The following is a 17007-nucleotide window of genomic DNA, read 5'->3' as shown; positions in this document are numbered from 1 at the left end:
ATAGCAGCGGCCGAACCCGAATTCCCGCTGGTACCGCGCCTGAAGATCAATTTCCTACATGGACGAACAAAAATGCTACAGTCGCGAATGAAGTCGGTGGGATCGCACCCCGCCGCTACCGCCACGCCCGAGGAGTCTCCGATGACCGCGACCCTGTTCAACCCGAAGACCTGCGAGTTCGCCGAGTTCGACGCGACCACCAGGCGACTGCTGCGCGCGACCGTCGACTGGTTCGAAGGCCGGGGCAAGGCGGTGCTCAAGCAGGAGGACCGGGACCGGGTCTGGTACGCCGAGTTCCTCGATTTCGTGAAGCGCGAAGGCGTCTTCGCGACCTTCCTCACACCGGCGGCCGAGGCCGACGGCGACCCGGACAAGCGCTGGGACACCGGGCGCATCGCGATGATGAGCAAGATCCTCGGCTTCTATTCGATGCAGTACTGGTACGTCTGGCAGGTCAGCATCCTCGGCCTCGGCCCGATCTGGCAGAGCGGCAACGCGGCGGCCAAGCGGCGGGCCGCGGCCCTGCTGGATTCCGGCGAGATCTTCGCGTTCGGCCTCTCCGAGAAGGAGCACGGCGCCGACGTCTACTCCACCGGCATGGTCGTGACGCCCCAGGCGGGCGGCGGCTTCCTGGCCACCGGCGGCAAGCACTACATCGGCAACGGTAATCAGGCCGCGCTCGTCTCGGTGTTCGGGCGGCGCTCGGACAAGCCGATCATCGACAGTTCGAAAGCGCTGGACAGCAAGCCTACCGACGCCGATTACGAGGGGTATCTGTTCTTCCTCGCCGACAGCGCGCACGAGAACTATCACCTGCGCGGCAACGTGGTGGACGGCCAGATGTACGTGGCCGCTTTCGATCTCGAGAACTACCCGGTGGCCGAGGAAGACATCCTGCATCGCGGCGAAGCGGCCTTCCACGCGGCGATGAACACCGTGAACGTCGGCAAGTTCAACCTCGGTTTCGGCGCCGTCGGTGCGTGCGAACACGCCTACTACGAGGCCATCACGCACGCCGAGAACCGAATCCTGTTCGGGCACAGGGTGACCGAGTTCCCACAGGTGCAGGCGCTGATGACCGACTCGTACGCGCGCCTGATCGCGATGAAGCTCTACAGCGAGCGGGCCATCGACTACATGCGCTCGGCTTCCCCGCAGGATCGGCGCTACCTGCTGTTCAACGCGATCGAGAAGATGACCGTGACCCGGCAGGGACAGCGGATCATCGAAGACCTCGCGGATGTGATCGCGGCGCGCGGCTTCGAGAAGGACATGTACTTCCCGATGGCGATGCTCGGCCTGTTCGGCCTGCCGCGTCTGGAGGGCACCGTGCACGTGAACATGGCGCTGTCGCTGAAGTTCATGGCCAACTACATGTTCCATCCGGCGGACGCCGGCCTGGCCGCGCTGCGCCTGCTGCCCGGCGCCGGTGCCGTGCCACAGGGGGCGGTGCGCGCGGTCTCCGGCGCGCTGAGCTGGTCGAGCCGCAAGCTGGCCCCGCGCGCGGGCGGCGCGGTGCCGCGATTGCGCGCCGAATTCGACGGTGCCGCTTACGCTCCCGTGCCGACCCGGCGGGACGCGGCCGACGACGAGTTCCTGTTCCGGCAGGGGCCCAGCAGCGGCCTGGGGCGGATCCGGTTCGAGGATTGGCGGCAAGTCTTCGAAAAGTTCACCCACATCCCGAATGTCGCGGTGTTCCTGGAGCAGGCGCGCGCCTTCCAGACCCTGCTCGCGGCCGCGGAGCCGACGGCGGCGCAGCAGCGCGACGTGGACTTCCTGTTCGCGATCGGCGAGCTGTTCACCGCGCTGCCCTACGCGCAACTGATTCTCGAGCAGGCCGAGATCGAGGGCACCGATGCGGACGTGCTCGACCAGATCTTCGACAACTTCGTGCGCGAGTTCGCCAAGCACGCGCTGACCTTGCACACCAAGCCCGCGGCTACCAAGGCGCAACAGACGCGCGCGCTGGATCTGGTCCGGCGGCCGATCGCCGATCGGGCCCGCTTCGAGCGGGTGTTCGCGCAGGCCAGGGCGCTGTCCGGGACCTATGAAATGAACCCATAACTATGCCGTACCTGCGGTAACAGTAAATGCTACACTGGTGAATGAAATGTTTCGGTTACGACCGAGCCGTCGTGCAAAGGAGCAAGACGATGACCACGCACGCCACCCGCCCGCAATTCGACGCACCGGCGCGGACCATCCGTGAGGTCGACTACGGCTTCTTCGGGCCGGACTCGCCGACCTGGAAGGTGTGGACCAACGCCACCGCCGTGATCGGCTTCCAGCGCTCGGTCGTGCTCGAACATTTCGATCCCGCGCTCACCGCCGCGGTCGCCGACGTCAAGGGCATCTACACCGACCCGCGCGGCCGGCTCGACCACACCTTCGCGTACTTCCTCATCGCGGCCGTCGCCGACAGCCGCATGGCGATCGAGGCCTCCGAACACCTGATGAAGGTGCACGCGCAGGCCACCGGCATCGAGCCGATCACCGGAAAGCGTTACAGCGCAAACAATCCCGATTCCCAGCTGTGGATTCACGTCACCGGCTGGCATTCGGTGCTCAAATGCTACGAGGTGTACGGACCCGGTCCGCTGAGTCCCGCTGAGGAGCAGCGCTATTGGGCCGAATGCGTGATCGCGGCCGAATTGCAGACCTGCAAGCTGTCCGACGTGCCGCGCTCGCGGGCGCAGGTGCGCGAATACTTCGCGGCGATGCGGCCCGAACTCTGCACCTCCGAACGTGCCCACCAGGGCATGCACTACCTGCTGCACACCCCGCGTGATCGCGGCGTCAAGCTCTGGGCGGGCAGCCGCCTCGTCGCCCCGGCCGCCATCGCCACCCTCCCGAAATGGATGCGCACCACCGGCGGTTTCGACCACCCCGCCGTCGTCGACCGCGGCTACCGCCTCCCCATGCGCGCCGCCATCAAAGCCCTGAGCAACGAGAAGGCCAAACAGGCCGTCCTCGGAAACTTCCTGGGCCCCATGACGGCCCGCCTCTACGCCGAACACCTCGCCGCAGGCACCCCCGCCACCCCCGCCACCGTCACCCCCGCCCAAGCCCGCGCCCGCTACGGCCACACCAACCGCGCCTCCGCCGGGTGAGGGCTCGTCGAAATATGTCGTGACCTCGATGGATTCGCTGGAGCCGGTAAAGTCGTCGTAGTTGTCGGTGCCTACCGATATCGTTCAGCTATGACCGCAGTCGAGGAGTCTCGCATGGCCACTGAGTCTCTAATGACCACCGAGGAGTTCGAAGAACTTGCTCGAGCGGCTGACCGCATAGCAGAGGGCGTGCGACTCGAGTTCATCGACGGACAACTGGGGGTCAAGGCAATGCCGGACGGGGACCACGCTCGGATCATTCAGTGGCTGATCCGCACTTTCATGATGTTCCGTCCTGAGCTGTTCATGACACCCGAGCAGGGACTCAAGATTGATCGGTACCGGAAGGGCCGCGCTCGCCCGGACGGTGCTCTGGCAGACGCTGAGGCTTTCGTCGGGCAAGGCGAGTGGGCAGATCCCGACCCTGTCCTCATGGCTGTCGAAGTGACCTCGGACGATCAGGACACCGAGCGCCGTGACCGCCGGGAGAAGCCGCGTGCCTATGCCGAGACGGGCATACCGGTCTATCTCCTGATCGATCGAGAGTCCTGCGAGGTGACTGTCCACAGCATTCCTCGCCAAGGCCGTTATGAGCAGGTCTTGACGGTGCCGTTCGGTGCCACGGTGAAGATTCCCGATCCGGTGAGCGTCGAACTCGACACCGAGCCCCTTAAGGACTGGGTGCGCTGATCGGCGATGCTCAGTCGGTGAAGTCGGCTATGACGGGGGCGTGGTCGCTGGCGCCCTTGCCTTTTCGTTCTTCGCGGTCGACCATCGCGTCGGTTGCGGTGGAGGCGAGGGCGGGGGAGGCGAGGATGAAATCGATGCGCATGCCCTCTTTGCGGGGGAAGCGGAGTTGGGTGTAGTCCCAGTAGGTGTAGACGCCGGGGCCGGGGGCGAAGGGGCGCATGACGTCGGCGAAGCCGGTGTCGAGGAAGGATTGGAAGGCGTCGCGCTCGGGCTGCGAGGTGTGCGTCTTGTGCGCGAAGAACTCGGGTGACCAGACGTCGTCGTCGGTGGGGGCGATGTTCCAGTCACCGACCAGCGCGATCTTGGCCTGCGGGTTTTCTGCGAGCCAGCGTTCGCCGTTGGCCCGCAGCGCCGCAAGCCATTCCAGCTTGTAGGTGTAGTGCGGGTCCTGCAGGGCGCGTCCGTTGGGCACGTACAGGCTCCACACCCGCACCCCGCCGCAGGTCGCGCCGAGCGCCCGCGACTCGATGACCGGGGCGCTGATCAGCGACTCACCGGCCTCCTTGTCGAACCCCGGCTGATCCGGGAACGCGGGCTCGACCTCGGTGAGCCCGACCCGCGACACGATGGCCACACCGTTCCACTGGTTGATGCCCAAATGGGCGACCTCGTAGCCGAGTTCGTCGAACCGCTCGAACGGGAACTGATCGTCGCGGCACTTCGTCTCCTGAATGGCCAGGACGTCGATGTCCTGGCGGTCCAGAAACTCCGCTACCCGGTCGAGCCGGGAGCGGATCGAGTTGACGTTCCACGTGGCGAGGCGCACGAATGCCTTTCCGCTGGCGAGCCCGGGTGCGGGGCTCGATGTACTGGGGGTCTGATTCCGTTCTACCGCAGCGCCGGCGAACCGGCGAGAGCGGTCGGTGCGGCGTAGCGATACGTGTGGTGTTCGAGGAAGCCGAGCTCGCGGTACAGCGCGATCGCGGCGCTGTTGCCCGCCTCGACCTGAAGGTACGCGTGCGTCGCGCCGCGGCTGTGCCCCCAGCGGATCAGCTCGGCGCACACCAGGGAACCGAGGCCCTTGCGCCGATGCTCGGCGGCCACCGCCACACAGGTGAGCCCGATCCAGCCGCGCCCGTCCGGCGCGGTGGTCAGGGCGCCGCGCCCGATCGCGATGGGGGTCGGCACGCCGAGCGAGGCGAACCCGAGTTCGCCGTCGCGTACCGCGGTCAGCACGCCGAGGTCCGGCAGTGGCGCCGAAAGCCGTTGCGGCGTGGGCGCTTCGCCGTCGCGGCGGTTCAGCTCCTGCCAGGCCACGTCCGGGGTGGCCGCCACCCGCACCATCGAAGGCCCTTGGGGCAGCACGAAATTCTCGATATCGATGGCCATCATGACCGTCTCGCGCCAGCTGTTCCAGCCCGGCGGAATGGGCGCGAGCCGGTCCGGCAGCGCGAGCAGCAGCGGCAGGCCGCGCTCGGCGTACCAGGCGGCGATCCGGTGCAGCGTGTCCGCGGTCAGCCCTGCGGGTTCGGCGGAACTACCGAGCGGCACAGCGGAATTGGCACGACTGGTGAAGCCGTTGCCCGCCCGTGCCAGCCACCCGTCGATCCACGCGTGTTCGATCCCGGGCCAGGCGTCGGCGGCCGCGGCCTCCAGCGCCCGGATCTCCTTGGTGCGAATCGGCCTCGGGCCCAACGCCTTCAGTGCGACCACCCGGTCCGGCGTCACCGCGACGAGCTGTCCGTCGACGCCGCGCACGGTCGGCGGATCCAGCGAGACCAGCTCGCCGATCACATCGGTGAGCGGCTGGGGATACCCGGCGGGCAGCCGGTAGCGCAGGACGACGCGACGGCCGAGCGGGATGTCGGGGAGTCCGCCGCCGTCAGTCGTCATGGCCGAACGGATCCGGCACCGTACCGGGGATCCAGCTGAGTCCCGGTGTGCCCCAACCGTTGCGCTTGATCGCCTTCTTCGCCGCGCGTGCGTTGCGCCCGATCAGCACGTCGACGTACAGGAAGCCGTCGAGGTGCCCCACCTCGTGCTGCAGCATGCGCGCGAAGAAGTTCTCGCCCTCGATCTCGACCGGATTGCCGTGCTCGTCGGTGCCGGTGACCTTGGCCCAGGTGGCGCGGCCGGTCGGATACTGCTCGCCAGGGACGGACAGGCAGCCTTCCTCGTCGTCGTCCGGGTCGGGCATGGTCTCGGGGATGGCCGAGGTCTCCAGCACGGGGTTGATCACCGCGCCGCGGCGCCGGGTGGCGGTGCCGTCGGCCTGAACATCGGGGCAGTCGTAGACGAACAGCCGCAGCGGCACGCCCACCTGGTTGGCCGCGAGCCCGACGCCGTGCGCGGCGTCGAGGGTCTCGTACATGTCCGCGATCAGCTCGGCCAGTTCCTCCGGTGACTGGGTGACCTTCTCGGTCGGGTTGTGCAGAACCGGGTCGCCGACGATCACGATCGGGAGGATAGCCATGGGACCAATTATTGCCGCGCCCGCTGGTCGGCGATGGTCGGGGGCGGTGATCGGCGCCGCGACGCGCCTACTCGCAGGTAGCGAACACGCCGCGCCGTAGACCCGGTGATCCTGGTGTCTCGTGGTTGAATGATCCGCGACGTACAAGCACCATTTTTCGTCTGGTGGTAACTCGGCGAGGGAGCAAGATGGACGGCGCAGCGGCACGGAATCTTTCCGCGATCCAGGGCGACCCTTCCGCGAGCGACGATGTCACGGCAGCGGAATCGACCGGCGACAGCGACGGTTTGAGCCGTCGCGAACACGACATCCTGGCTTTCGAGCGCCAGTGGTGGAAGTACGCGGGGGCGAAGGAAGAAGCGATCAAGGAGCTGTTCGGCATGTCGCCGACCAGGTACTACCAGGTGCTCAACGCGGTGGTCGACCGGCCCGAGGCGCTCGCCGTGGATCCGATGCTGGTCAAGCGGCTGCGCAGGCTGCGGGCGAGCAGGCAGAAAGCCAGGGCCGCGCGACGGCTCGGTTTCCAGGTATGACCGGACTAGGCTCGAGTAGGTGAGCTACCCGAATCCCACCTCCGGTGGGCCGCCATTGCGAGCGTTGGCGATGGTGTTGATCGCACTGGCCATCGTGTTCGGTGGACTCGGCGCGATGTCGCTGTCGAAATCGGATGCCGACAGCTCGAGCAGCGGTCCGTCGGAATCCACTACCGCGACCGCGGCCCCGCAGATGCCGGCGAGCACCACGGTCGACAAGACCACGCCCGCCCCTTCGTCCGCGGCCGCGAGCAGCACGCCGGCGACGAGCACCACCACCACCCCGCCGACGACCACCGCGCCGACCACGACCGGTTCCGCGGCGGCCAAGGCGGTACCGGTGCGGGTGCTGAACAACAGCATGATCGCCGGTCTGGCCGCCAAGACCGCGGGTCAGCTCACCGCCGACGGCTGGTCGGTGGTCGAGACGGGCAACTATCCCGGCGCAAATGTCCCGAAAACGACCGTGTACTACGGCAATTCACCGGCCGACAAGGATGCCGCGCTGGCCATCGCCGACGAACTCGGCGTCACGGCGGAACCGAAGTCGAGCGGTTTGGGCGAGTCGTCCCCAGGTGTCACCGTCATCGTTACGGGTAACTGATACCTGCGACCTGCCGCTATCCGGGCCTGTCGCTGGACGACACGACCGGCGTGGCATCATCTTGTCCGGTAACGAACGTGTCCACCCAGCTTTACTCGTAAACTTTCGGTACTCGTAAAGGAGTTCCCCGATGGCCCCGTCCACAACTCGTCGCCCGTCTTGGCGGACTGTGACCCCGGTGCTCGCGGTCGCGGTCCTGGGCCTCGCAGGCTGCACGAACAGCCAGGAGTCGAGTGACGTCAAGGGAACGACCCCGCCGGTCTGGAGTGGCGCGGCGGCCCCGCCCGCGAGCGAGTTCGGCAAGGAAACCGGTACCGCCGAGGCGAACACGGGCGTGAAGGTCGACCTGAAGGACGCCGCGGGCGCCTCGGTCGGCACGGCGAACTTCGTCAAGGACGGCAACCACCTGCAGGTCACCGTCGAGGCGCACGGTCTGCGCCCCGGCTTCCACGGCCTGCACGTGCACCAGATCGGCAAGTGCGAGCCCAACTCGGTGGCCCCGACCGGTGGCCCGGCCGGCGACTTCCTCTCCGCCGGTGGGCATCTGCAGGTCGGCAGCGCGAACACGCACCCGGCCAGCGGCGACCTGACCTCGCTCGAGGTCCGTTCCGACGGCACGGCCAAGCTGGTCACCACCACCGATGCGGTGACTCTCGACGATCTGAAGAACAAGGCGTTGATGATCCACGCCGATGCCGACAATTTCGGCAACATCCCGAACCGTTATGTCCGGCCCGACGGCGTTGCCGGGCCGGATGACACGACGCTAGCGACAGGTGACGCGGGCGGCCGCGTCGCCTGCGGTGTAATCCAGTAGCGCAGGAGCCGATATGGCCGGGGCAGGCAGAGAACACGTTCCCTTCCATGGTTCGCCCCGGCCCACGATAGGCATCGAGTGGGAGATCGCGCTCGTCGACAAGGTGAGCCGGGATCTGTCGAATACCGCTGCGGCGGTGTTCGATTCGGTGGGTGACCTACGTGCGCACGACGGCACGCCACAGATCACCAAGGAGTTGTTGCGCAATACCGTCGAACTCGTCACCGGGGTGCACGACACCGTCGGTGCGGCGGTCGACGATCTGCGCGGCACGATGGACACGGTGCGGCGCGCGGCCGACGCGCAGGGCGTCGACTTGTTCTGTGCCGGAACGCATCCGTTCGCGCAGTGGTCGGCGCAGCAGCTGACCCGCTCGGAGCACTACGACGAGCTGATCGAGCGCACCCAGTGGTGGGGCCGCCAGATGATGATCTGGGGCGTGCACGTGCACGTCGGAGTCTCGCACCGGGAGAAGGTCTTTCCGATCCTGAACTCGCTGCTGCTGCACTACCCGCACCTGCTGGCGCTGTCCGCCTCCTCGCCGATGTGGGCGGGCTCGGACACCGGCTACGCCAGCAACCGGACGCTGATGTTCCAGCAGCTACCCACCGCGGGTCTGCCGTTCCAGTTCGAGAATTGGCGCCAGTTCGAGCATTTCGTGCACGACCAGTTCAAAACCGGTGTGTTCGAACAGCTCGGCGGCATGCACTGGGACATCAGGCCCGCGCCGAAATGGGGCACCATCGAGGTCCGGGTATGCGACGGCGTCTCGACCCGCGCCGAACTGGCTGCGATGGCGTCCATGATCCACTGCCTGATCGTCGATCTGGATCGACGGCTCGAAGAGGGCGAGACCCTGCCCACGCTGCCGCCGTGGCACGTGCAGGAGAACAAATGGCGCGCCGCCCGCTACGGGCTGGACGCGATCGTCATCGTGGACGACAAGAGCAATGAGCGATTGGTCACCGACGACGTGACCGCGCTACTGAACCGGTTGGAGCCGACGGCCAAACGGCTCGGCTGCGCCGACGAACTCGCGCTGGTCGCCGAGATCCCCGAGCGCGGTGCGTCCTATCAGCGCCAACGCAAGGTCGCCGCGGCCGCGCAGGGCGACCTCATCGCGGTAGTGGACGCGCTGGTCAAGGAGCTGGACCAGTAATTTCCGGTCGGTACCGGTTGCCCAGTGTTCAAACGGCAAGTGGGATGGCGTTCATCCCGCGTTTACTATGGTCGACGTGCTTGTCGAAGATCCGGGACCCAGAACAGGAAGTACGGCTACGCGATTGCGTGTGCCGTCGCCTCGGGTCTGGGTCGCGGCGGCCGTCGCCGCGGTGCCGGTGCTGCTCATCGCGCTGCAGGGCGTGGCGATGTGGCAGGGCTTCGAAGGTCCGCTGGGCAGCCTGTGGCACGACTACGCCGGCACGCCGAAATCCATGTCCGTGCCGTGGGCCGGATTGATCCTCGCGCTGGTCGGTCTCTCCGGTCGGCGGCGGCTGATCGTGCTCGGCGCCGCCGTCGGCATCGACGTGGTGTGGGCGAGCATCCGGCTGCTGGCGGGCGAACCGTTCGCGATCGGCAACGGGCCGGTGCTCGTGCTCACCGCGCTGGCGGTGTTCGCGTGGCTGCGCTGGGACGGCGCCGACCGGCGCAACGCGCTGCACGCGGCGGCGCTCGGTGCGCTGCTGATTTTGGCCACCAAGGTCGGCGACGTGTGGCTGCACGTCACCGTGCTGAGCAGGCCGACGGTGCTCGACGAATACGTGTTGCTGGCCGATCACGCGCTCGGCGATCCGTCCTGGGTGATGGGCCGGGTGCTGGACGTGCTGGGGCCCGCGGTGTACGCGGTGCTGCACTGGGTGTACATCGAGTTGCCGGTCGCGGCGATCGTGGTCGCGGTGTGGCAGCTGCGCCGGGTGGCCACGAGCGGGCGCTGGCCGAGTCACTATCTGGTGCGCACGTTTCTGGTGCTCGGGCTGGTCGGCCCGGTCATCTACGTGATCTTCCCCGTGGTGGGACCGATGTTCGCGTTCGGGCCGGACGGGCACGGGCTGCAACTGGGCAACTTCTGGCCGGGCGTGGTGCCGCCGCTGGACCGCAGTCCGATGCCGATGCCCTTCGACGCGGCGACCCCGCGCAACTGCATGCCGTCCATGCACACGGCCTGGGCGCTGTCGGTCTTCCTGCACACCCGCCGCGATACCGACGGCGGCCCCGCGCCGGCCTGGCTGCGCTGGGGCGGCACCTTCTGGCTGCTGGCCACGCTCACCGCGACCCTCGGTTTCGGCTACCACTACGGCGTCGACCTGGTGGCCGGCGCGGTGCTCTGCCTGACCGTGGAATCGGCGCTGCGCGATCCCGAACGCGGCTGGGGCTGGTTCCGCATCCGCCTCGTCGGCGGCGGCCTCGCCGTCCTGGCCACCCTGCTGCTGTCCTACCGTTTCCTACCGGTCTCGATGGCCGAATACCCCGTCCTCGCAGGCACCGTCGTCCTCGCCCTGCTCGCCGGCCTCGCCGCCGCCTTCCACGCCACCTGGTTCGCCAACCGCCGCCAAACCACCCCCAAAGAACTCGAAACCCTCACCCGCTGAGCCGTTTCCGGCCGCGATGGTCAGTCGATTTCGTTGCCCAGTTCGTTGACGGTGAGCAGGCCGTCGCGGTGGCGTTGTTCGCGGTAGGCGGTGCGGCCGATGAGGTGGGCTACTACGGGGGCGGTGAGCAGGGTGAAGAGGCCGACGAGGACCAGGGCCCAGACGTTGCCGTGGCCGTAGAGTTCGATGGCCGCGCCCGCGAGGACCAGGATGAGGCCGACCACCTGGGGTTTGGTGGCAGCGTGCATGCGGGTGAGGGTGTCGGGGAAGCGCACGATCGCGATGGCCGCGGTGAGCGCGAGGGTGGCGCCGAACAGGATCAGCGCGGCGGACAGCCACTGCCACAGGGTCATCGGCCGGCTCCGGGGGTCGGGTGCGTGCGGGTCACTGGTCGTCCCGGACGCGGAAGCGGGATACGGCGGCGGAGCCGAGGAAACCGACCAGGGCCAGCGCGATGATTGCGGGCAGCAGGGTGGTGTCCTGACTGTAGGCCGCCCAGACGGCGAGGCCGGACGCGGCGATCGCCATCAGCGAGTCGATGCCGACCACCCGGTCCAGCGTGCTCGGTCCGGCGAGAATGCGATAGCTGGTGAGCACGGCGGCGGCGGTCAGCATCACCCCTGCCACGATGGCGACGACGGTCACGGGAGCACCTCCGGGGGCGTTGCGCTGGAACGCCATTCGGCATGGCGCTCGAACGACGAGATGAGCAGTTTCTCCAGGCGCCGGGTGGTCCGGTAGAACTTGTCCACCGCTTCGTCGCTGCTGACGTCGAGCACGTGGACGTAGACCACGCAGCGCCGCCGGTCGATCTCGAGCACCATGGTGCCCGGGATCAAATTCAGCAGGTCCACGCACAGCACCAGCACCAGATCGGATTTGGTGCTCAGATAGACCCGCAGCACCCCGGAGACCGGCGGCGCGGCCGGGCGAATCGCGAACCAGGCCACCTGCACACTCGACTCGATCGCGTAATACGAAGCGACGAACACCAATTGGAGCAGCGACAGCGGATGCAACCGCCCGCCCACCGGCACCCGGGGCAGCGGCAGCGCCACCATGATCAGCGCGCCGACCGCGATCCCCGCCAGCAGATTGGCCACGCTGAGATCGCCCCACAGCGCGATCCACACCACCGTGAGCCAGCTCAGCACGCCGACGCGCACCGCGCCCTCGCGGCTCACCCCGCGCTGCCATCGCTGCGTGGTCATCGGCTTCCTCCCGGCGCGGCGGGCAGCGAATCACCCAGCACCGCGGTGATATACACGCCTGGATCGCCGAGATCCGCGGCGGCGCGGTCGGCGATGCGCAGCATCGGGCCCGCGAGCACCGTCAGGCTGAGGCTCACCGCGACCAGGGCCGCGGTGGAGGCGACCATCGACAGCGGCATCCGGCCGGGGTCGGTGCGTTCGTCGTACAGCACATCGGTCGATTCCTCGATCAGCGTCGGCGTATTCGCCGCGGACAGGTGGCCTTCCGGCGCCTCCGCGCGCGGCCGCCAGAACGCTTTGCTCCACACCCGCGCGACGGTGTACAGCGTGAGCAGGCTGGTCAGCACCGACCCGCCGACGAGCACCCAGGCCAGCACACTGCCGTCCTGCGCGCCCGCCTGCAGCAGCGCCACCTTGCCGATGAATCCCGAGAACGGGGGAATACCACCGAGATTCAGGGCCGGGATCAGGAACAGCACGGCGAGCACCGGGCTGGCCGCGGCCAGCCCGCCGAGTCTGCGCAACGACGTCGAGCCCGCCTGCCGCTCGATCAGGCCGACCACCAGGAACAACGCCGTCTGCACCAGAATGTGGTGCGCCACATAGAAAACCGCGCCGGCCAGGCCGGCCACACTGGCCAGTCCCACGCCGAACACCATGTAGCCGATGTGGCTGACCAGTGTGAACGACAGCAGCCTGCGGAGATCGCTCTGCGCGATCGCGCCGAAGATGCCGATCAGCATGGTGAGCAGTCCGCACACCAGCAGGATGGCCTCGAATTCGCCGCCGGGGAACAGGAGCGAATGCGTCCGGATGATCGCGTACACACCGACTTTGGTGAGCAAACCGGCGAACACCGCGGTCACCGGTGCGGGCGCAGTGGGGTAGGAGTCGGGTAGCCAGCTCGACAGCGGGAACACCGCCGCCTTGATCCCGAACGACACCAGCAGCACCGCGTAGACGGCCGTGCGGATGCCCTCCGGCACCGCGCCGATCCGCTCCGCCAGCTGGGCCAGGTTCAACGTACCGGTGGCCGCGTAGGTCATGCCGATGCCGGTCAGGAAGATCAGCGAGGCGAGCATCGAGACCATCACGTACGACACGCCGGCGCGGATGCGGGCCGCGGTGCCGCCCACGGTCAGCAGCACGAACGAGGCGGCGAGCAGGATCTCGAAGCCGACGAACAGGTTGAACAGATCACCGGCCAGGAAGGCGGCCGAGACGCCGCCGGTGAGCACCAGGTAGGTGGGGCGGTAGATCGAGGTCGGCTGGCGCTGGTCGCCGTCGCGGATGTTCTGTCCCGCACCGTAGACCGCGACGGCGAGCAGCACGATGGACGAGACGAGCAGCATCGACGCGGACAGCCGATCCGCCACCAAGGTGATGCCGATCGGCGTCTCCCAGTTGCCGACCTGCACCGCGGTGGTGCCGTGGCGGTCGGTCAGATACAGCAGGAAAGCGCAGATGACCACCACGGCGGTGAGCGCGCTCAACATGATCACGCGTTGCGTGCGCGGGCTGCGGCCGAAGACCAGCGTGCCCGCGGCCGCGAGCAGCGGCACCAACACGGGCAGCGGCATCAGGGTGCGCAGCAGGTCGGGGGAGAGGCTCAATCTTCCGGGTCCTCTCGCTCGCGCCTGCGGGCCACGTCCACGTCGTCCGGATCGTTCTCGACGTCGTCGGTGGTGGTCAACGTGAAGGAGCGGTAGGCGAGGGCGAGCACGAACGCCGCGATCCCCATGGTGATGACGATGGCGGTGAGCACCATCGCCTGAGCCAGCGGATCGGCGGTGTCGCGGTGGGTGGTATCGGTCTGGCCCTGGATCGGTGCGCGCCCGTCCCGCCCGGCCAGCGTGATGATCAGCAGGTTCACCGCGTTGCCGAACAGGATCATGCCGAGCAGCATCTTCGACACCGCGCGTTCGAGGATGAGATAGACCCCGCACGCGACCAGCACGCCGATCACGATCAGCAGGGTGAGATTCGCCGTCATGACGCGGGGCCTCCCTTCGCCGTGGCGGTTTCGCTGGTGGCCAGCTCGCTGTCGAGGCGGGCGCCGAGGCTGCGCAGCACGTCGAGCACCAGGCCGACGACGATCAGGTAGACGCCGAGATCGAAGAACAGCGCGGTCACCAGTTTGATGTGGCCGAGCACCGGCAGCGTCACCTCGAAGATCGCGGAGGACAGCGGCGGCGCGCCGAAAAACAGTGAGGCGCCTGCGGTTCCGGCCGCCAGGGTGAGGCCGGCGCCGAGCAGATGGCCCGCGTCGACGGGCAGCGCCTCGCCGAGCTCGTAGCGCCCGCCTGCCAGATAGCGCAGCGTCAGCGCGAGCCCGGCGGTGAGACCGCCCGCGAACCCGCCGCCGGGCGCGTTGTGCCCGGAGAAGAAGAAATACACCGACAGCACCATGATGGTCGGGAACACCAGGCGGGTGGTGATCTGCATGACCATCGACCGGTCCGCGCGATCGACCAGCCGTCCGGCGGGCAGCCAGCTCACCAGATCCGGGTCGTAGTGCGGCGAATCGGCGGCGCGCGGCGCGCTGCCGAAGCGACGGCTGCGGAACACCAGGGAGGCCACGCCGGTGGCCGCGACCACCAGCACCGAGATCTCGCCGAGGGTGTCCCACGCGCGGATATCGACGAGCAGCACGTTGACGGCGTTCTTGCCGCCGCCGAATTGGTATGCGGCGTCGGGGATCCGGTGCCAGATCGGTTCGGCGGTGCGGGCCGCGGTGGCGAACGCGCCGAAGATCGTGACGGCCGTGCCGACCAGCGCCGCCAGGATCGCGCGGCGGGCCTTGAACGCGGTCGCCTTGCCCTCCTCGATCTCGGCGGGGAAGGCGCGCAACACGAGTACGAAGATCACCAGGGTCAGCGTCTCGACCAGGAATTGGGTGAGCGCCAGGTCGGGCGCGCCGTGCAGCGCGAAGATCACGCCGCACCCGTAACCGGTGACGCCGACCACCAGCACGCCGGCCAGCCGGTTGCGCAGCACGGTGGCGCCGAGCGCCATCGCGATCATGATGCCGCCGATCACCGCCTGTAACGGCGAATCCCACAGGCGCAGTTCGACTCCGGTGCGGGTACCGACGGCGAGCAGGACCGCGGGCAGGATGATCAAGGTGCTGAGGATCGTCGCCTGGCTCAGCGGCAGCGAGCCGCGCTGCACCGCGCCGGTCATCCGCAGCGACAGCCGATCCATCGCGCGCAGCGTGGCGTCGTAGGCGCGGTCGGCGTTGCCCAGGCGCGGGTGCGCCGGGTCGCGCAGCCGGTCGCGCAGCTGGAACAGCGCGACACCGCCCGCGATCACCAGCACGGTCAGCAGCAGTGCGAGATTCACGCCGTGCCAGAGCGCCAGGTGCGAAAGCAGTTCCTCCGGTAGCGTTTTCGCGTAGGGGCTCAACAGCCGGTCCAACCCGGGCGCGGCCAGGCCCGCGACCAGGCTCGCCACCGCGAGGATCGCGGGCGCGGCCAGGAACAGCGCGCCGGGCGCGTGCCAGTTTTCTTGGTGATCCGGCTTGTCGTCGGTCGCGGTGCCGGACGCGTCGAGGTATTCGGTGACGCGGCGAGCCCGGTGCGCGCCGTGCGGGGTCGGCTGTCCCGGCTTGTCCGCGAAGGCGCCCCAGACGAAGCGGATGCTGTAGCCGACGGTCAGCATCGAGCCGAGCACCACGCCGACGGCGAGCGCCACCCTGGCCGGTTCGGCGAGGTTGTCCGCGTCCAGGATCGCGCCGAGCGCGCTCTCCTTCCCGACGAACCCGACCAGCGGCGGCAGGCCCGCCATGCTCAACGCGGCGAGCACTGCGATGCCACAGAGCACCGGGGCCTTGCGGCCGAGCCCGGAGAGCCGGCGCAGGTCCCTGGTGCCCGCGCTGTGATCGATGATGCCGACCACCATGAACAGGCAGGCTTTGAACAGCGCGTGCGCCACGATCAGCGCGACACCGGCCAGCGCCGCCGCCGGGGTGCCGATGCCGACCAGCACGATCAGGAAGCCGAGCTGGCTCACCGTGCCGAACGCGAGCACCAGTTTCAGGTCGGTCACCTCCATCGCGCGCAACCCGGCGAGCAGCATCGAGGCCACGCCGAGGGTGAGCACGAGCGGATGCCAGACCGGATTGTCCGCGAACACCGGGGCCAGCCGCGCCACCAGGTACACACCGGCTTTCACCATGGCCGCGGCGTGCAGGTACGCGCTGACCGGCGTCGGCGCCGCCATCGCGCCGGGCAACCAGAAGTGCAGCGGCACCACGGCGGACTTGCTGAGCGCGCCGACCAGGATCAGCACCAGCGCCACGTGCACCGCGAGACCGCTCGGCGGGTCGGTCCGGGCCAGCAGCTCGGAGAGCAGGTAGCTGCCGCTCGCCTCGCCGAGCACGATCAGGCCGACGAGCATCGCCAGCCCGCCCGCGGCGGTCACCAGGAGGGCTTGGATCGCGGCCCGCCTGCTGTTCGCCTGTTCGGCGTTGTGGCCGACGAGCAGGAACGACAGCACGGTCGTCACTTCCCAGAAGACGAACAGCAGCAGCATGTTGTCGCTCGTCACGAGCCCGAACATGGCCCCGGCGAAGCCGACCAGTTCGGCGGCGAACACCCCGAGCCGCGGCTCGTCGTCCTCGAAATATCGGGCGCAGTAGACCAGGATCAGGGCGCCGATGCCCAGTACCAGCACGGCCATGATCGCGGCGAGCGAATCGAAGCGCAGGTCGATGTTCATCGCGATGCTCGGCGCCCAGGCGAGCCGAACCTGCTGTGTGCTACCCCAATTCGCGATCACCCAGCCCAGACAGCCGAGCGGCACGAGTGCCAGCACGTAGAAAGCGTTGCGCCCCAGTGCCTTCACCCACAACGGTGCGACGAGCGCGGCGGCGGTGAGGGCGAGCAGGATTGCGAGCAAACTGCACTCCGTCCGGTAGGGGCGGCGGGGTCGTGCGGGACAATCCTACTTGGAGCCTGGGACTTTCTGCTCCCCGCCGGGT

The 17007-nt window shown here is 68.3% G+C and carries 17 protein-coding genes; 8 read left to right on the top strand and 9 right to left on the bottom strand.

Annotated features, from left to right (window positions below; translation table 11 throughout):
* Positions 1-141: 141 nt before the first annotated feature.
* The 3 genes from O3I_RS39850 (at position 142) to O3I_RS39840 (ending at position 3800) form a co-directional block, all read left to right on the top strand.
* Positions 142-2064 carry an acyl-CoA dehydrogenase family protein gene (locus O3I_RS39850; protein ID WP_014988741.1) on the top strand — a complete coding sequence of 641 codons (1923 nt, stop codon included), beginning with the start codon at positions 142-144 and terminating at the stop codon, positions 2062-2064.
* 89 nt (positions 2065-2153) lie between these two features.
* Positions 2154-3110 carry an oxygenase MpaB family protein gene (locus tag O3I_RS39845; protein ID WP_014988740.1) on the top strand — a complete coding sequence of 319 codons (957 nt, stop codon included), beginning with the start codon at positions 2154-2156 and terminating at the stop codon, positions 3108-3110.
* A gap of 90 nt (positions 3111-3200) precedes the next feature.
* The gene (locus O3I_RS39840; RefSeq protein WP_014988739.1) at positions 3201-3800 is read left to right on the top strand and encodes a Uma2 family endonuclease; all 600 of its coding nucleotides are present in this window, start codon (positions 3201-3203) and stop codon (positions 3798-3800) included.
* A gap of 10 nt (positions 3801-3810) precedes the next feature.
* On the opposite strand, the gene O3I_RS39835 is transcribed toward O3I_RS39840, so the two are convergent.
* From O3I_RS39835 to O3I_RS39825, 3 genes are all read right to left on the bottom strand, one after another.
* On the bottom strand, positions 3811-4626 hold the full coding sequence (locus O3I_RS39835; protein WP_014988738.1) for an exodeoxyribonuclease III: 816 nt from the start codon (positions 4624-4626) through the stop codon (positions 3811-3813).
* A gap of 62 nt (positions 4627-4688) precedes the next feature.
* On the bottom strand, positions 4689-5693 hold the full coding sequence (locus tag O3I_RS39830; protein ID WP_014988737.1) for an N-acetylglutamate synthase, CG3035 family: 1005 nt from the start codon (positions 5691-5693) through the stop codon (positions 4689-4691).
* Complete coding sequence (locus O3I_RS39825) at positions 5683-6273, bottom strand: peptide deformylase (RefSeq protein WP_014988736.1); 591 nt, start codon at positions 6271-6273, stop codon at positions 5683-5685. Before O3I_RS39825 ends, O3I_RS39830 begins: the two co-directional genes overlap by 11 nt.
* A gap of 188 nt (positions 6274-6461) precedes the next feature.
* Between O3I_RS39825 and O3I_RS39820 the strand changes: the two genes are divergently transcribed.
* From O3I_RS39820 to O3I_RS39800, 5 genes are all read left to right on the top strand, one after another.
* On the top strand, positions 6462-6806 hold the full coding sequence (locus tag O3I_RS39820) for a DUF3263 domain-containing protein (protein ID WP_014988735.1): 345 nt from the start codon (positions 6462-6464) through the stop codon (positions 6804-6806).
* A 19-nt stretch (positions 6807-6825) separates the two neighbouring features.
* A complete protein-coding gene (locus tag O3I_RS39815; RefSeq protein WP_041563167.1) occupies positions 6826-7410 on the top strand; it encodes a LytR C-terminal domain-containing protein in 585 nt (194 codons plus the stop codon).
* 130 nt (positions 7411-7540) lie between these two features.
* Positions 7541-8227, top strand: coding sequence for a superoxide dismutase[Cu-Zn] (gene sodC / locus O3I_RS39810; protein WP_029893174.1), 687 nt, complete (start codon positions 7541-7543; stop codon positions 8225-8227).
* 13 nt (positions 8228-8240) lie between these two features.
* Positions 8241-9386 (top strand): glutamate--cysteine ligase, encoded by a 1146-nt coding sequence (locus tag O3I_RS39805; protein WP_014988731.1) that lies wholly within the window; start codon positions 8241-8243, stop codon positions 9384-9386.
* Positions 9387-9453: 67 nt separating this feature from the next.
* A complete protein-coding gene (locus tag O3I_RS39800) occupies positions 9454-10815 on the top strand; it encodes a phosphatase PAP2 family protein (RefSeq protein WP_081594249.1) in 1362 nt (453 codons plus the stop codon).
* A gap of 20 nt (positions 10816-10835) precedes the next feature.
* Here the strand turns inward: O3I_RS39800 and mnhG are convergent, their stop codons facing one another.
* From mnhG to O3I_RS39770, 6 genes are read right to left on the bottom strand one after another with little or no spacing between them, the layout of a single operon-like run.
* A complete protein-coding gene (gene mnhG, locus O3I_RS39795; RefSeq protein WP_014988729.1) occupies positions 10836-11168 on the bottom strand; it encodes a monovalent cation/H(+) antiporter subunit G in 333 nt (110 codons plus the stop codon).
* A gap of 31 nt (positions 11169-11199) precedes the next feature.
* On the bottom strand, positions 11200-11460 hold the full coding sequence (locus tag O3I_RS39790) for a monovalent cation/H+ antiporter complex subunit F (protein ID WP_014988728.1): 261 nt from the start codon (positions 11458-11460) through the stop codon (positions 11200-11202).
* Positions 11457-11999 (bottom strand): Na+/H+ antiporter subunit E, encoded by a 543-nt coding sequence (locus O3I_RS39785; RefSeq protein ID WP_041564925.1) that lies wholly within the window; start codon positions 11997-11999, stop codon positions 11457-11459. The genes O3I_RS39790 and O3I_RS39785 overlap by 4 nt, the downstream gene beginning before the upstream one ends.
* A gap of 23 nt (positions 12000-12022) precedes the next feature.
* A complete protein-coding gene (locus O3I_RS39780; protein ID WP_014988726.1) occupies positions 12023-13639 on the bottom strand; it encodes a Na+/H+ antiporter subunit D in 1617 nt (538 codons plus the stop codon).
* A complete protein-coding gene (locus O3I_RS39775; protein ID WP_014988725.1) occupies positions 13636-14019 on the bottom strand; it encodes a Na(+)/H(+) antiporter subunit C in 384 nt (127 codons plus the stop codon). The genes O3I_RS39780 and O3I_RS39775 overlap by 4 nt, the downstream gene beginning before the upstream one ends.
* Positions 14016-16925, bottom strand: a complete 2910-nt coding sequence (locus O3I_RS39770) for a Na+/H+ antiporter subunit A (RefSeq protein WP_014988724.1) — start codon at positions 16923-16925, stop codon at positions 14016-14018. Before O3I_RS39770 ends, O3I_RS39775 begins: the two co-directional genes overlap by 4 nt.
* Between the last annotated feature and the right edge of the window lie 82 nt (positions 16926-17007).

This window comes from Nocardia brasiliensis ATCC 700358 (assembly GCF_000250675.2).
GTDB classification, from domain to species: Bacteria; Actinomycetota; Actinomycetes; order Mycobacteriales; family Mycobacteriaceae; genus Nocardia; species Nocardia brasiliensis_B.
The sequence above is the reverse complement of the archived record's forward strand: the minus strand, read 5'-3'. Positions and strand labels throughout refer to the sequence as shown.